This is a genomic window from Rhodococcus mengyinensis, assembly GCF_048381435.1.
Classification (GTDB): Bacteria; Actinomycetota; Actinomycetes; order Mycobacteriales; family Mycobacteriaceae; genus Rhodococcus_F; species Rhodococcus_F opacus_D.
The window spans coordinates 1-14695 of sequence record NZ_JBLWIT010000111.1 but is presented as its reverse complement, the minus strand read 5'-3'; the positions used below and the strand labels follow the sequence as shown (position 1 = coordinate 14695).

Sequence of the window (14695 nt, the reverse complement as noted above, 5' to 3'; positions counted from 1 at the left end):
AGCTGCTCCTAGTTCGGGGAGTCGGTATGTTCCGCGGGAGCCGCGCCCGCCTGCGCGGCGCCGTCTTCGGTGGCCAGATATGCCTCGAGCGTCGACGAATCCGGCAGCAGGCCCTCGGTGTACATCTCGAGGGCGGGCAGCGTGACGTCGGTGGCGAGGTCGCGGATGGCCGTGGCGTAATCGAGCGGAGTTTCCTTGTCGGCGCGCATCTGCAGGTAGAGCAGCATGGCGCCGACGTTGTAGAGGGTGAGGTAGCGCGCCCGCGCCTTCGGGTTGCGGCTGGGCCGGACAGTTCCGGCCGCCACGCCCATCGCGAGATACTGCTCGGTGTCTTCCACCATGTGCTCGAAGAGGGACTCGCCGAGACCTCCACCCGCCTGGAAACTCCGCACGATGTACGCGACGAGCGGGGCGTACTGCTCGATCTCGGCGAGGGCGTGCATTGTGCCCGCCGGCCCGGGGGTCGAAATCGCCTCCGCCTTCTGCTCCCGGATGATCCGCAGGACGTGGTCGTCGCATTCGGCGCGCAGGCCGTCCTTCGAACCGAAGTGGTGAATCACCAAACCGGGTGACACCCCGGCTGCGGTGGCGATCGCCCGTACACCGGTACTGAAGCCGTGATTGCCGAACACCGTGATGGCCGCGTCGCGCACTCGGGCACGCGTGGTCAGATCGGGTTGCGGGACCTCGGAACCGGCACTGATTGAACGCATGTTTAATACGCTAAACGCGCGTTCAACCGAGCGCAAGGGGTGAGGGCGTCAAGATTTCGTCAACGCGGGGAGTCCCGGCTCGGCCGGGTGTCCGGTGAACACGACGCTCGGGCGGGGATACCGATTGCGGGCGCACACCTCGTCCAGGGCCTCGTCGACGACCTCCCGCAGATCGGCCCGGTCTGCGCCCTCCAGGACCAGTTCAGTCAGGATCACCCCGTAGTCGCGCCGGACCTGTTCCATCAGCCCGATCGCGTCGTCGATGGCGTCGAAATCGGCTGTGCAGCGGAAACCGATCAGCCGTAGTTGCGGCTGTTCCATCACCGCACGCAGCGCGTCCTCGACCCCCGGGCCGAGCGCCGAAGGGTCGAGCACGATGTTCTGCCGTGACTGCTCGTGCACGAACGGGTGGGGAAGACGAAGCGTCATCGGAACCTCCTCGGGGATTCAGTTCCAGATCTACCCCCGCCACGCGAGGTCGCGGCCGTTCTTGACGGCACTATGACTCCGATGGCCGCAATCCTGACGCGGTGTTGGCGCCGCGGCGGGTCTTGTCGCGCGCGTTCTTCCCTATGCCGTTGCCTTCTCGACCGCGTCGTGTGTGAGACCGGCCAGCTTCTCGACGTTCTCGGTGGTCGCCGGATAGCCGGCCGAGGTCACCCCGATCACGTACTCGCCGGCGAGCGCGCCGTACCCGATGTGCGTGTCGTCTCCCTGGGTCACGGAGCCGGCGAAGGCCTTGTCGCCGACGTCGGCCGGCGCCGGTAGCGCCACGAACCCCTGGACGGCTTCGCTGTTGTCGATCGCTTGCTCGAATGCGGTCGCGGCTGCGTCGACGCTGGGATATCGATCGACGGAGACGGTCACCCTACTGCCGTCGCCCCCTTCGTAGATCACCATTCGCGTCGCGTCGGGAGTACCGGAAGCAGTGGAGTTCTCACTCGTCGCCGTCTGTTGTTCCATCTCCGGGAAGTACGTCTGGACGACGTCCAACCCCACCAAAATCTCCTGAGGCAACAGGATCGCCTCGGATGTCGTCGCGTCCTGCTGCGATTCGGCGTCAGATTGCGTGTCCTGCTGCCCACACGCACCCGCGAAAAAGACTCCGGCCAGGATGATCGCGAGGATGGCGAGAGGCGCGCTACTGCCGATCCTTCGCACTCGGTACCGCTCCGCTCGTTGCACCATGCTCGATACCCCCTGTTGCTCGGGACAATGCCTCGTCGGGTGGCCAACTGGTAGCTGACCGACCGGAACTCGCACGGCATTAATTCTCGCCGATCCGGGCGCCGTGGACACTCACTTCGCTACGTTCGGCCGTTCCGCACGCTCACCGGGGTCGATGCCAGAACGGGTTGTAGATCCAGACACCGCGGTAATCCCACTCGGTCGACCCCGTCGGAATCTTCATCTTGTACAGATCGTGTTCATTCCCGACGTGATCGAACTGGCGACACCAACTCTGCCCGTGAAAGGACGCACACTCGATCGTCCGACTCGTGCCGTACGGACTCAGGATGATCGATTTGCCTGCGTTCGCTCCGAACACCCCGGGATCCAGAGGTATGACGAAGTCGGATGTCCGGTCCTTGTAACCGAACGGGTCGGGATCGACGGGGTCGGCGAATGCCGCCGGCACACAGATGCCCAACTCGCTACTGCGATAAACCTTTTCACTTGCACTCCTTTCACGTTGGGACGCGATCGCCGCATTGACTGAACCACTGCCTGCTCGAGTGCCTCCGCGCGCGCGTCACGGGACGGCGAACGTCCCACCGGCCGGATGGAGAACGGGCCATGGAGAGTTCAGCGTTGCCACCGCTACAACCTGACCGGCTCCCGTTCGTACCTGCCGACCTCCTGACACCCCGCGCGCTGCATCGGGCAACTGCCCTGTACATCGAGAGCCACCGTAGGCCGTTACTGCCGGCGCGTTGGCGGGCAGTTCCACCCCTTGAATCGGGCTCGGACGACGGTGATCGTCAGGTCGGTCACGCGTTCGGGGGCGCCTGCGGGATGTGCTGGGGTCCGATGACGGAGAGAAGCTGTAGTTTTTCGTGGCTTTCGCTGCCGGGGATGGCGGTGTAGACGAGAAGGAGGTGCGACTGGTCGGGGTCGAGAAGTGTCTGGCAGGTCAGTTCCAGGGCGCCGACCTCGGGGTACATGTAGCGTTTGACGCCGTTGTAATGGATGCCGATTTCGTGTTCGTTCCAGACGGTGCGGAATTCTTCGTTGTGGGCGAGCAGCAGTTCCATGAGGTGAGCGGCCCGTGATCTGGGGCCGCGTAGCGTGACCATCGCGCGTAGTCCGGAGGCGAAGACGCGGGAGTGCAGCGCGTGGTCGTCAGGGTGGTAGAGGGCTCGGGTGGCCGGGTCGGTGAACCACCGGTAACCGATGCTGCGGGCAGGGCCGGTGTACCGGGTGGTGTCGCCGGTGAGAGCGACGCCGAGCGGGGTCTGCCGAAGTGTCTCGCCGAGCTCGGTGACGACCTCGGCGGGGGTGTCGGTGAGCCGGTCGAAGATGCGGAGCAGGCCGGGACTGATGTGTTCGCTGGTCGCGCCGCTCGCAGGTGGGTTGTGCCCGGCGAGGCGGAACAGGTGGTCGCGTTCGTCGAGGGACAGATGCAGCCCCTGCGCGGTCGAGGCGATCATCTGCTCGGACGGGTGCGGGCCGCGCTCCCGCTCGAGCCGGCTGTAGTAGTCGGCGGAGATGTGGCAGAGCGTGGCGACTTCTTCGCGGCGCAGACCAGCGGTTCTGCGCCGTTGCCCACGCGGGAGTCCGACGTCTTCAGGTTGAAGTGACTCTCGGCGGCGGCGCAGGAACTCGGCGAGCCCCGCTCGATCGATCACGACTGCTTCCTCCTTGCTTCCAGTTCTGGTTTCAGTCTGCCCTCGGTACCGGAGGGCTGCCTGGGATCGACAGGCCGTGGATGTCTCGGTGGATCGGGCGCAGCCTGAGACCACGTCCACATTGCAGAGAAAACAGGAGCAGGACATGACACGCACACGACCGGACATCACCGTCCCCGACCTCTCCGGGAAACTCGCCGTGGTCACCGGCGCAAGCGACGGCGTCGGACTGGGCCTGGCGGCGCGCCTCGCCGCCGCCGGCGCCGAGGTCGTCATGCCAGTCCGCAACCCTCGCAAGGGCGACGCGGCGGTCGCGAAGATCAAGCAGCAGCACCCGGAAGCGGCCGTGTTCCTGCGGGACCTCGACCTGTCGTCGCTGGGCTCGGTCGCCGCGCTGGGCGCCACGCTGCGCGACGAGAACCGTCCGATCCACATCCTCGTCAACAACGCCGGCGTGATGACACCCCCGGACCGGCAGACCACCACCGACGGGTTCGAGCTGCAATTCGGCAGCAATTACCTGGGGCACTTCGCGCTCGTCGCCGACCTACTACCCCTGCTGCGCGCGGGACACGCGCATGTGACCTCGCAGATCAGTGTCGCCGCGAACCAGCACGCCATCAACTGGGACGACCTGAACTGGGAACGGGCCTACCACGGCCAGCGCGCGTACAGCCAGTCCAAGATCGCGCTCGGCCTGTTCGGACTCGAGCTGGACCGGCGCAGCCAGGCAGGAGGCTGGGGGATCACCAGCAACCTTTCCCACCCCGGCATAGCGCCCACCAATCTCCTGGCCGCACGTCCCGAGGTCGGCCGCGCGCGAGACACCGCCGGCAGGCGCCTCATCCACGCACTCTCCCGCCGCGGCATCCTCGTCGGAACGGTAGAGACCGCACTGCTTCCGGCCCTGCTGGCCGCCACCTCACCGGACGCACGCGGCGCCCGCCTGTACGGTCCCAGCGGTCTCGGTCACCTGTCCGGCCCGCCCGCCGAACAGTCCGTCTACTCCCGGCTTCGCAGCGACGACGACGCCACACGCATCTGGCAGATCTCCGAGCACCTCACCCACACCTCCTTCCCGACCGGCGACAGCGTCCGTCCCCGCCTCGGATCGACAGGCCCTGACAACCGTCGACCGCGGTGAGCACCTCGCGGTCGCCCTCGGGGAGCCGCGCCGCCACAGTCATTCGTGGTGTTCCACGACACGCCGAGGCCCTGGGCGCCCCGAGCGAACGTGTATCCGGCTGCCAGATAGGCATTCTCGTTGCGTCGGTAGCCGCCGTCGATGTATCGGTTGTCGCCGATACCGCAGGGAGGGTCTGAGGGACTCAGCGGCTGGTTGCCGAATACAGCTGCGTGAGTGGCGGTCCAGTTTGCACGATTTGTAACAGATCCTGTCCCGCTGCCGAAATGGAATGGGGGGCGACGGACGTCTCAATTCTCGTGGTCACGAACGAATGGAGCGCTGATGAACAAGCAGCTGGGACGACGGGTCTGTGCTGCGGCACTCACTGCTGTCGGACTGGGAACCGCGGTGGCGACCGGAGGAGGCGCTGTTGCGAGTGCTCAGCCCGCGCCACCGACATCGACGACGATGACGTGCTCGAGTGCGAATCCCCTCGTCTGGGCACCGCCGTTCACGTGGACCATCAACGCCGCGTCCGGGGAGTCGCTGCGACCGGGTGGGTCTGCACTGGAGCCGGCAATTCTGCTGAGCGGCGGCAACGAACTGCCGACGCCGCCCGGCGGTCTCATTCCGAGCATCGGCGTCAACTGGTACGGCACGCGGGTGTCGGTCGACTGGCACAACACGACAACCGGCGCGACCGGACACAGCGTCAGCGATGAGGCGGCCTGGCAGCAGAAACCCGGCATCCCGATCAACCGAACGTGGACGGGAACCGGGACGGTGGCGTTCACCGTGACCGTCCAGACCGGCGCGGGATGGTGGTTCGTCAATTCGCAGAACGCCGTTTGCCAGGGAACGATTTCCGTCGTGCCCGGTCGGTGACCTCGGACGCCCCTCGGCTACAGGTCAGGCGAGGGGCCGTTCGCCGTTCGCCTCGGCGAGTTCGGCAAGCCTGTCGACTGAGGCCAGAAGCATGTCCGACGTGGTGGCCCGGGCGCGCTCGAGGCGTTTCTCGTCGGTCAATCGCGACCAGTCGTAGGTATGCGTGACGCGGACGCTCGCCTCATCGACTCGGTCGAGTTCCCAACGCCACAGATGACCCGGCGGCTGATCGCCTTGCACCGAGGGCAGCCAGGCGATCAGGCTCCCCTCCTCGAATTCCACCACGTGGTTGTCGCGGATGCCGCCGTTGGTGAGCGTCATGGTGAACACGTCACCGACGGCGCGCACCCGCTGCCCGGCGGCGGCCTCGGCCAGGTTGTCGTTGCCGTCCCACCGCGGCTGTTGCGCCGGGTCGGCGATCAGTTCGAAGACCGTCCGCGCCGGGGCTGCGATGATGCGGCTGGCAGTCACGACGGTGGGAATCCCATTCTCCTCGGTCATAACTCGATCAAACCATGACGAGTCGCCAGATCTCGAGCACCATGCCTCGTTGCGCATGCGGCAAGTCGATGTCGATCAGCGGACTCGTGCCAGCCGGCCTCGACGAGACGACACGGCAGTGCGGTTTCGTTCGGCTGCACGCTTCGTGCGGGTGGGCGACTGTAGCGTACGGATCCGGGCAATCCGGACAACCGAGGAAAGGGCACAACCATGCGCAATTTTCGACGTACGGCAGTGGCGGGAGCCATGATCGCGGGGCTGGCGGCCGCGGGGGCTGCAACGGCCTCCGCCGCTCCGTTCGGCTCTCTCGGCGACGGACCCGACCTCGTGATCACGCAGGCGAACGCCGAGGGTGTCAACGCATGCGCCGTGCGTGTCACGAACGAGGGCGACGGGACCGCCACCGGAGTCACGGTCCACACTCCGCTCGTTTACGAGAGCAGGAACCTCGGCACGCTCGCCCCCGGCGAATCGAAGATCGCCGAATACTTCGATTGCGGATTCTCGGAGCGCATCTTCTACTTCGCGACGACGAGCGGCGAAACGAATTGGGCCGACAACTTCCTGTACATCGAACTCTGAGCGCCGGGGTCGCCGGGAGCGCGGGCCCACGGCCTGGTCAGCTCCCGGAAACCGCGGATGTCTCCCTTGAATCCGGCTCTCCCCGTACAAGATAGAGGTCAGAGACCGTATCGGCTGCGCAAACGCATGACCCATGGTCGCCTGCGACGCGCCAGAGGACGTTCCCGACCAGTCACCCTCGTCGAACCTGGCACCACCCTGTTCGAGCCCGGCGGCACAACCCTCTACGGTAACGCCCTCGCAACCGTCAGCTCCCAGCAGGTCGCCACCATCCACCAGGTCAACTACCCTTTCGAGCCCGACGACGGAGTGATCTCCCACCCACTCGATCCCGAAGTGCCCTGGATGTGGCCTACCACCGAGGCCGACGCACTCGTCCTGAGCCTCTACACCGGGCACCGCCTCGCTTGTCCAGACAATACGGCAAACGCCTTTTTCGATCGGTGGAGTAAGACCGGTTCAGGGCGAGGTTCGGAAATTGTCCCGGATGCTGTCCAGGAAGTCTCTGAGGCAACGCCGCGGCGTCCGGCCACCGCGATTGTTCGTGACGCGGCGATGCGTGACCGAGATGCTGCGAGGAATCGGTGGTTGTTCGCTCAAAGGCTCCGATCATGCGCGATATCCTTGGAGGACTCTGCAGAGGTGATTGAGGTGGCAGGTACGTTCGGGCGTTACGTGATGGATATGCCGACGGAGTGAGCCATGCCGCCGGCTGAGAACGATCCGTTGTCGACCCAACGCGACGAAGTGCACGTCGTCGCTACGGAGCTCCGAGACGCCGGATTCGACGACCCCCGAGAGATCGGCCGCGGCGGGTTCGGTGTCGTGTTCCGGTGTCGGCAGCGTTCCCTCGATCGCACGATTGCCGTGAAGGTGATGACCTCGGAACTGGACGACGAGAACCGCGCCCGGTTTTTCCGGGAACAGCGGGCGATGGGACGACTCACCGGCAACCCCAACATCGTGAACGTGCTGCAGGTGGGCACCACGGGAAGTGGGCGGCCGTACCTGGTGATGCAATTCCATGCCCAGGGCTCACTGCAAGCATGGATTAGCCGTCAGGGTTCACTTCCACTGGACGAGGCTCTCCGGATCGGTATACGTATCGCCGGAGCATTGGAGAGCGCCCACCGGCTCGGGATCATTCACCGCGACGTCAAACCTGCGAACATCCTGCTCACCGACTATGCCGAGCCTGCCTTAACCGATTTCGGCATTGCACATATACCTGGCGGATTCACCACCACCAAGCGTGTAATCACCGGATCGCCCGCCTTCACCGCACCTGAAGTGTTGCGGGGGGACGAGCCGAGCGCGGCGTCCGACATCTACGGTCTCGGCGCCACCGTATTCTGCGCCCTCACTGGTCATGCCGCCTTCGAACGTCGCAGCGGAGAGAACGTGATCGCTCAGTTTCTGCGGGTCACGACCGATCCGGTCCCCGACCCACGGATCGCCGGAATCCCCGATGACGTCAGCACCGTTATCGAACGTGCAATGGCTGCCGAGCCACACCAGCGCCAGCCCACTGCTGCTGCGTTCGGTGACGAACTTAGGGGCATCCAGGCACGCTACGGCTTTCCGATGGATGTGATGGCGGTCCGCGTCGAAGCGGGAGGTGGGTCCGCCGGGTCGCATGCCGGCACGAGAGAGCATCGATCGCACTCCATGCCCGGTGTCGGCAAGTCCGCGCAGGGTGATCTTCCTCTGGAGTTGACCAGCTTCGTCGGTCGTCGTCACGAACTCGCTCAGGCACGACGACTGCTCGGGGTATCGCGCCTTGTCACCCTCACCGGTATCGGTGGGGTCGGCAAGACTCGGCTGGCGCTGCGTGTGGCGGCGAAGGTTCAGGCAGCGTTCACTGACGGTGTGCGGATCGTCAAGCTCGGTGCCGTCGAGGACGACTCGCTCGTCGTGGTCGTCGTCGCATCCGAACTCGGGCTACGCAATCAGACGGCGCGACCGCTCATCGAGATTCTGCAAGAGTTCCTAGGCTCGCAGAAGCTTCTTTTGGTGCTCGATAATTGTGAGCAAGTGCTGGAGAAAACGGCAAAAGTCGTCGACCAACTTCTGCACTTCTGCCCCAACCTCTACATCCTCGCCACCAGCCGCGAGCCACTGGGAATCAGCGGGGAAGCCGTTCTGCGCGTTCCACCACTCAGCGTCCCCATCGACAGCCGCCCGACGACACCGGAAGGCCTTCCCCAGTTCGACGCCGTAAGGTTGTTCGCCGACCGGGCCGCTGCTGCCGTCCCCACCTTCGCTCTGACCGAAGACAACACGGGCACGATCGCGCAGATCTGCCGGCAGCTGGACGGTCTGCCCCTCCCGATCGAGTTGGCGGCCGCACGATTGCGGGCGATGTCCCCCGAGCAGATTCGGGATCGACTGAGGGACCGCTACGAAGTGTTGTCCCGCGGGCACTGGGCCGGACCGCCGAGACAGAGAACGATGCGATTATGTATCGACTGGAGCTACGAGCTGTGCTCACCGCAGGAACGACTCGTGTGGTCCCGGTTGTCGGTGTTCGCGGGTCACTTCGAACTCACCGCGGCAGAGACTATCTGCGGTCGCGACATCTCGTCCGACGAGTTCCTGGACACGCTTACCTCTCTGGTGGACAAGTCGATCCTGATGCGGGAAGAGGTCGGCAGGGATGTGCGGTTCCGGATGCTCGAGATCCTGCGCGTCTACGGCAAAGAGAAGGCGCAGGCGTCGGGCGAACTTCAGCAACTGCGCCGTGAGCATCGAGAATGGTGTCGACAGCTGTCCGCTGGCGCAGCGGCCGATTGGATCAGCCCCCGTCAACTCGAGTGGATCACGCAACTGACCCGTGAGCAGTCGAACCTACGTGAGGCAATGGAGTTTTCGGTGGGCGACGCCCCCGAAAAGGGTCTCGATATCGCCTCTTCTCTATTCGCGTTCTGGTTCTCCCACAGCCTGTTCAACGAGGGCAGATACTGGCTCGGCCGTCTACTGGCGTGCGAGGCAGGGCAGCATCCCGCCACCAGGATCAAAGCGCTCTACGCTGCGAGCTCGCTTGCCGCGGTGCAGCGAGACTTCGACACTGCGTCGACCCTGATGGAGGAGGCACGCTCGCTGGCCGAGGAAACGACAACCCCCGTTGTCCACATTTTTCTCGCCCGCACCGAAGGCGTGGTCGGAGTCTACAAGGGCGACCTCACTCCTGCGTGCGCCGAACTCGAAAAGGCGCGCGTCGCATTGGCCACCGATCATGATCTCACACAGCATGTTTGGATCCTCGTGATGCTAGGTGTGGGTTACGATCTGCTCGGAGAGTCTAATCAGGCGATCGCGTGTTTCAACGATGCTCTTTCCATTACGGAAGCTCACGACGAGACCATGTACCGGTCGTACACCCTGTGGGCGATGGGCGTGGCCATCATGCGCCGAGGCGAGTTGGAACGGGCGAGCAGGCTTCTGAAAGAAGCGTTGGTACTGATTCGACGTGTGGACGACCGCCTGGCCGCGGCGGTGTGCCTCGAGGCGCTCGCGTGGACAGCGGGCAAGGAGCGACAGTTTCAACGATCCGCCATACTTTTGGGCGCCGCGGCGAACTTCGCACATTCCGTCGGGAGTAGCCCGCTGCTGTTCACCGCCCTCAACGAGCAACACGATCGATGTGTGACCGACGCCTCTCGCGAACTCGGCACCAGCGCCTTCAGCGCAGCTCGTAGCAAGGGCAGCCAGTTCGACACGGATGGCGCAATCACCTACGCGCTCGAGGGGGAGGCTGTGGAGTCCTCACAACGACCGCACTCGTCACAATCCGGCCAGCCGTCTGTCCGGTTGACCAACCGTGAACGCGAAGTCGCTGCGCTCGTCGCCGAGGGGCTAACCAATCGTCAGATCGCGACCAGACTGACCATATCGCCGCGGACCGCACAGGGTCATGTGGAACACCTCCTCACCAAACTCGGATTCAACTCGCGCGCTCAGATCGCGGCATGGTTCGTGACCGAGAACGCGTGAGCGTGTTGTAGTGGTGAAGGTTCGGTCTCCGCCCTCGAGGTCGCGCCCATGCGACGAGGCTGGCACCGGAAGCGTTCCTCGTCGTAGCTTCACGCGGATTGTGCACGAACTGGCTCCAAGTCTCACCAGCGCGTCGTAGCCCACGAAGGCCATCACGTGACTCTTCGAAAGCCCGTCTCGAGTCACTCGACGAGGGACCGCGAGGGGGACCGCGTACACCGGGTACCCGGCCGCCCTCAGCGCCTGCACCCACAGGCCGCGGTCGGTTTCGATGCCGACCACGACCTGCCCTGCCTCTTCGGCGTTGGCGGCTACCAGTTCGTGCAGTTCACGGATGTCGGCCTGCCCTTCCGGCAGCCGACGCGACGACAGCCGCCGGTCGACGTCATCCATCAGGTGCACGTCGTGATGTCTTCGCCCAGTCGTCGCCGACGAAGATCATCGATCGCCTCCGTCAGTTCTCTTAAAATGGGTGAAACCTGTTCGAGCCCAGAGTCGCCCGACGGCAACTATTGGATCATGCTCACACGGCACGCCACCCCATCAGCGCTACAGGCAACCTCACCGACTAGCAATCGACGCTCACTCCGGACGCGAACAGTGCTCACCGGCCGGCGGCTCAGTAATCAGCTTCCCCCGGACGGTCCGTGACCTGTCGAAGGCTCCCTGATCAACTTCCATCAGGCGCGCTGAACAGTACCGGAGCAGGAATGAACGCGTCGTGCTGGCGATCTGTTGGCGATCCCAACTCGCATCCAGGTGACGCGTTCATTCTGCTCCGGCGAATGAATAGTTCTAGCGTGCCGTCAAGGCACTTAAGCTGACCTCGGCAGCCGGTTCCTCGGATACGTCAGCCTGTTGTAGCCCCGCAGGTGTCCGGTCAGGATATGCGACCTCACCAATGACTGTGCGATCCAGTTTCGCCTCCAGGCCTTCATCGACTCGCCCGTCACGCAGCCCGATGGTCTTCTCGACCACGAAGACCACGAGAAGCGCCGACGCGAGACCGAGCACCAGGAAAACGATAACTCCGTACAATTGATGTCCGATGTTGATCGAGGCGTGCTGGAAGGCATACTCACCCTGCGCAATTCCAAAGTAGCCACCCTGCTTGACGCCACCTGCCAACACCGCGGCCATCAAAGCGCTGTAGATTCCCGGGCCCAGCGCAAGTGGTACAACTTTGACGTCGTCCAGCCGGAGCCTGATCATCAGCTTGTAACCGCCGAGCAGGATAAAGGGCGCAAACACGGCGGTCAGACCTGCCTGCCAGGGCTTGACGACGTCGATCAGCCCCGACACCGAGATCCAGCCGGCCACCGGTGACACCAAGAAGAAGTACGGGTGTTTCCCTATCTTCCAGACCAGCAGGCCGCCGATCGCCGAGGCCGCGAAGGCCATCATAAGATTCGTGACAATCAGCCCCATGCCGCTCTCGTTGAGGGTGATCCCGAAGTATCCGGATCCGGGTACCAGGTAACCGTTGGTAAGCGCATAGCCGCAGATTCCGGCAAGGAAGAGGACCATTCCGACCACTACATACAACATGTTGTGCGGGATCGCAGGCTCGGTCGCGGTGCCGTCGAAAACACCCACCCTTGGCCTGGCTCGCCACACCAATACGAGCGCCCAACACCCAAGCAATATATAGAAGAATGCACCGCCGAAGTCGTGGGTACCGGCGTTGGACAGCGGCCCGACAGAGCCGTAGACCAGGTACCCAGCGACCGGGATGACTACAGCCCCGAAGAGTAATGCGATCAACGCCAAGGAACTTGTTTTGACCCGTTCGATCACAGACCCGGCCAACAGCGCCGCGAAGAAGGCGGCGAAGAGAATGAAGAGCGCGTAAAAGGCCTGGAAGGAGTCAGCATTCGGCACGACCGCTGGGTCGAGATCCTGGGGTAGGGTGTTGATGCCCGCTCCTCCGAGCCACCACGACTTGATCGCCTGGCCGAGCGGATTTGCAACACCGAAAGCCTGGTTGAACTGCGTGACCCAGATGGCGAATCCGATCAGTGACATACCCGCCGCAGCAACGAATGCGGCGACAAGCTTTTGCGTCAACGTGTGCATCACGTTTCCTGCACGACTGAGGCCGGCGTCGAATAGAAGTATCCCGGCTATGGCCAGCAAGATGGCGATCAGCCCGATAATGTAGACCACCGTCGGAAACTGCGCCGCCATAGAAACTTGATCAAGGTACATTGGCATCCTTCTACCTGAGAGTGGAGTGGTAAGACGCGGTTGCCTCGTGATTCCATAAGAGATTCCTTGCCAAAGGAACCATCTATACAAATCAGGCGAGCCCTGTACGGCGTGCCGCCGTCAAATTTCTCACGATGTGTGAGACGTTTCTGAGCCTGTTCCCCCACTGGATGCGCGGTGACCTCGCGTGCAAAGATTACCGCGCAACTTCGTTTGATCTTGGATAGAGCGATTTTCGAGTGAGTTTCGTCGTCGACCTTAGAGATCTGTTTCGATGACGACTGCGGAGTTCATGTCGCGTTCCCACTGGCTCGCCGCATAGTGCTCACCATCGGGTGACGACCAGCTTCTGATCGGTGAAGAAATCCAACGGCGCAGCACCACACACATGCAGGTCACCGTAGAACGAGGCACCGTACCCACCCATCGTCATATTCGCCGGCGGCGCCGGAAACGCATTGACACCCACATTCCCGGCCCGGATACCCCGCTCGAACTCCGCCGCCACCGCACCAGAGCTGGTGAACACCGCTGCAGCGTTACCGAACTCGGTATCATTCGACAACGCGATCGCCTCCACGAGCGTATCCACCCGATGCACATTGATCACCGGACCGAACAACTCCCGACCCTCCACCCCGTGCCGCGGATCCAAATCGGCCACGATCGTCGGCCCGATGAAATAGCCGTTCTCCGACCCCGCCCCACCCACCGGCTTCACATTCCGACCATCGAGGACGAACGTCGCACCCAGATCCTCCGCCTCCCCCAGCGCCGCCAGGATCCGCACCTTGCTCTCGGCGCTGACGACCGGGCCCATCGTCACACCCTCGTCCATACCGTCACCGACCACCAACTGATCGGCCAACGCCACCACCCGGTCCATCAGATCGCCGTAGACATCACCAACCACCACGACCCGACTCCCCGCCAGGCACCGCTGACCCGCCATCCCATAGGACGAGGACACGATCCCGGCCGCCGCCCTATCGAGATCCGCATCCGCGGCCACCACGATCGGATTCTTCGCACCACCATTGGCCTGCACCCGCTTCCCGGCCGCTGCCGCCGCCCCGTAGATCGCCCGCGCCGTCGGCGACGACGTGATGCACGAGACCGCCACCACCGACGGGTGGGCGATCAGGTGCTTGACCACATCCGCCCGGCCGTGCACCAAGTTCAGCACCCCATCCGGCAGACCCGACTGCTGCAGCAACCGAATCGCCGCGGTGGACGCGAGCGGATCCTGCTCGGACGCCTTGATGATCAACGCATTACCCGTGACCAGAGCCCACGCCGAGAACTGCACCGTGTTCATCACCGGGAAGTTCGACGGCGTCACCGCCACACACACCCCCAACGGCTCCCGCACCCGCCGCGCATCCACACCAGTGGTGACATTCACGGCGTCGCTGTGATACAGCATCGGAGCGGCAATCGCCGTCTCCAGGAAATCGACGGCCCGCCCCACCTCACCGCGCGCCTCATCCAACGTCTTACCCTGATCGATCGTGATCGTGCGCGCCAACGACTCGACATTGTCCTCGAGGATCACCTTCATCCGATACAAAAACCGCACCCGCTCCGACAACGGCCGCGAACCCCAGTCACCGAAGGCGCGAGACGCAGCCACCACAGCCGCCTCCGCATCCTCGATCGTCGCCGGAACCAACTCCGTAATCACCAGCCCCGTCGCAGGATTGAACACCTCGACGGCATCCGCTCCCGACCCCGGCACCCACCGACCACCAATCAAACACGCAGCCGTCAAATCCACATCGCAGATTGTCACTATTCAAACCCTCACTACTCGAAAATCGTTGGTAGGTGCCGCCGAC

At 63.9% G+C, this 14695-nt stretch carries 11 protein-coding genes and 1 pseudogene; 4 read left to right on the top strand and 8 right to left on the bottom strand.

The window, feature by feature from the left end:
- Window positions 1–8: 8 nt before the first annotated feature.
- The 4 genes from ACNJ7E_RS24195 to ACNJ7E_RS24180 all read right to left on the bottom strand — a co-directional run bounded on the left by ACNJ7E_RS24195 (window position 9) and on the right by ACNJ7E_RS24180 (window position 3562).
- The gene (locus tag ACNJ7E_RS24195; RefSeq protein WP_418341143.1) at window positions 9–713 is read right to left on the bottom strand and encodes a TetR/AcrR family transcriptional regulator; all 705 of its coding nucleotides are present in this window, start codon (window positions 711–713) and stop codon (window positions 9–11) included.
- A 48-nt stretch (window positions 714–761) separates the two neighbouring features.
- Entirely contained in the window at window positions 762–1142 is a 381-nt protein-coding gene (locus tag ACNJ7E_RS24190; protein ID WP_418341142.1) for a decarboxylase, read from the bottom strand.
- A 141-nt stretch (window positions 1143–1283) separates the two neighbouring features.
- Entirely contained in the window at window positions 1284–1901 is a 618-nt protein-coding gene (locus ACNJ7E_RS24185) for a hypothetical protein (protein ID WP_418341141.1), read from the bottom strand.
- Window positions 1902–2704: 803 nt separating this feature from the next.
- Window positions 2705–3562, bottom strand: coding sequence for a helix-turn-helix transcriptional regulator (locus ACNJ7E_RS24180; protein WP_418341140.1), 858 nt, complete (start codon window positions 3560–3562; stop codon window positions 2705–2707).
- A 145-nt stretch (window positions 3563–3707) separates the two neighbouring features.
- Here ACNJ7E_RS24180 and ACNJ7E_RS24175 point away from each other — a divergent pair, with 145 nt between their 5' ends.
- Together ACNJ7E_RS24175 and ACNJ7E_RS24170 are read left to right on the top strand one after the other, a co-directional pair.
- Window positions 3708–4706, top strand: coding sequence for an SDR family oxidoreductase (locus tag ACNJ7E_RS24175; protein WP_418341139.1), 999 nt, complete (start codon window positions 3708–3710; stop codon window positions 4704–4706).
- A gap of 324 nt (window positions 4707–5030) precedes the next feature.
- Window positions 5031–5573 (top strand): hypothetical protein, encoded by a 543-nt coding sequence (locus ACNJ7E_RS24170; protein ID WP_043789763.1) that lies wholly within the window; start codon window positions 5031–5033, stop codon window positions 5571–5573.
- A gap of 24 nt (window positions 5574–5597) precedes the next feature.
- On the opposite strand, the gene ACNJ7E_RS24165 is transcribed toward ACNJ7E_RS24170, so the two are convergent.
- Window positions 5598–6074, bottom strand: coding sequence for an SRPBCC family protein (locus ACNJ7E_RS24165; RefSeq protein WP_418341138.1), 477 nt, complete (start codon window positions 6072–6074; stop codon window positions 5598–5600).
- 210 nt (window positions 6075–6284) lie between these two features.
- On the opposite strand from ACNJ7E_RS24165, the gene ACNJ7E_RS24160 reads away from it, so the two are divergent.
- Together ACNJ7E_RS24160 and ACNJ7E_RS24155 are read left to right on the top strand one after the other, a co-directional pair.
- Window positions 6285–6656 carry a hypothetical protein gene (locus tag ACNJ7E_RS24160; RefSeq protein WP_009475723.1) on the top strand — a complete coding sequence of 124 codons (372 nt, stop codon included), beginning with the start codon at window positions 6285–6287 and terminating at the stop codon, window positions 6654–6656.
- 702 nt (window positions 6657–7358) lie between these two features.
- Complete coding sequence (locus tag ACNJ7E_RS24155) at window positions 7359–10649, top strand: protein kinase domain-containing protein (protein WP_418341137.1); 3291 nt, start codon at window positions 7359–7361, stop codon at window positions 10647–10649.
- Window positions 10650–10814: 165 nt separating this feature from the next.
- Here the strand turns inward: ACNJ7E_RS24155 and ACNJ7E_RS24150 are convergent.
- From ACNJ7E_RS24150 to ACNJ7E_RS24140, 3 genes and pseudogenes are all read right to left on the bottom strand, one after another.
- Window positions 10815–11091, bottom strand: a pseudogene (locus ACNJ7E_RS24150) (IS110 family transposase); the annotation flags it as partial.
- A 353-nt stretch (window positions 11092–11444) separates the two neighbouring features.
- Window positions 11445–12857, bottom strand: a complete 1413-nt coding sequence (locus ACNJ7E_RS24145) for an ammonium transporter (protein WP_418341136.1) — start codon at window positions 12855–12857, stop codon at window positions 11445–11447.
- A 325-nt stretch (window positions 12858–13182) separates the two neighbouring features.
- Window positions 13183–14595 (bottom strand): aldehyde dehydrogenase family protein, encoded by a 1413-nt coding sequence (locus ACNJ7E_RS24140; RefSeq protein ID WP_418341135.1) that lies wholly within the window; start codon window positions 14593–14595, stop codon window positions 13183–13185.
- Between the last annotated feature and the right edge of the window lie 100 nt (window positions 14596–14695).

What these genes read in the sequence shown, in the direction of transcription:
- ACNJ7E_RS24195 (WP_418341143.1), bottom strand. Translation starts at nt 713, where the DNA reads ATGCGTTCAATCAGTGCCGGTTCCGAGGTCCCGCAACCCGATCTGACC.
- ACNJ7E_RS24145 (WP_418341136.1), bottom strand. Translation starts at nt 12,857, where the DNA reads ATGTACCTTGATCAAGTTTCTATGGCGGCGCAGTTTCCGACGGTGGTC.
- ACNJ7E_RS24190 (WP_418341142.1), bottom strand. Translation starts at nt 1,142, where the DNA reads ATGACGCTTCGTCTTCCCCACCCGTTCGTGCACGAGCAGTCACGGCAG.
- ACNJ7E_RS24165 (WP_418341138.1), bottom strand. Translation starts at nt 6,074, where the DNA reads ATGACCGAGGAGAATGGGATTCCCACCGTCGTGACTGCCAGCCGCATC.
- ACNJ7E_RS24175 (WP_418341139.1), top strand. Translation starts at nt 3,708, where the DNA reads ATGACACGCACACGACCGGACATCACCGTCCCCGACCTCTCCGGGAAA.
- ACNJ7E_RS24155 (WP_418341137.1), top strand. Translation starts at nt 7,359, where the DNA reads ATGCCGCCGGCTGAGAACGATCCGTTGTCGACCCAACGCGACGAAGTG.
- ACNJ7E_RS24170 (WP_043789763.1), top strand. Translation starts at nt 5,031, where the DNA reads ATGAACAAGCAGCTGGGACGACGGGTCTGTGCTGCGGCACTCACTGCT.
- ACNJ7E_RS24160 (WP_009475723.1), top strand. Translation starts at nt 6,285, where the DNA reads ATGCGCAATTTTCGACGTACGGCAGTGGCGGGAGCCATGATCGCGGGG.
- ACNJ7E_RS24185 (WP_418341141.1), bottom strand. Translation starts at nt 1,901, where the DNA reads ATGGTGCAACGAGCGGAGCGGTACCGAGTGCGAAGGATCGGCAGTAGC.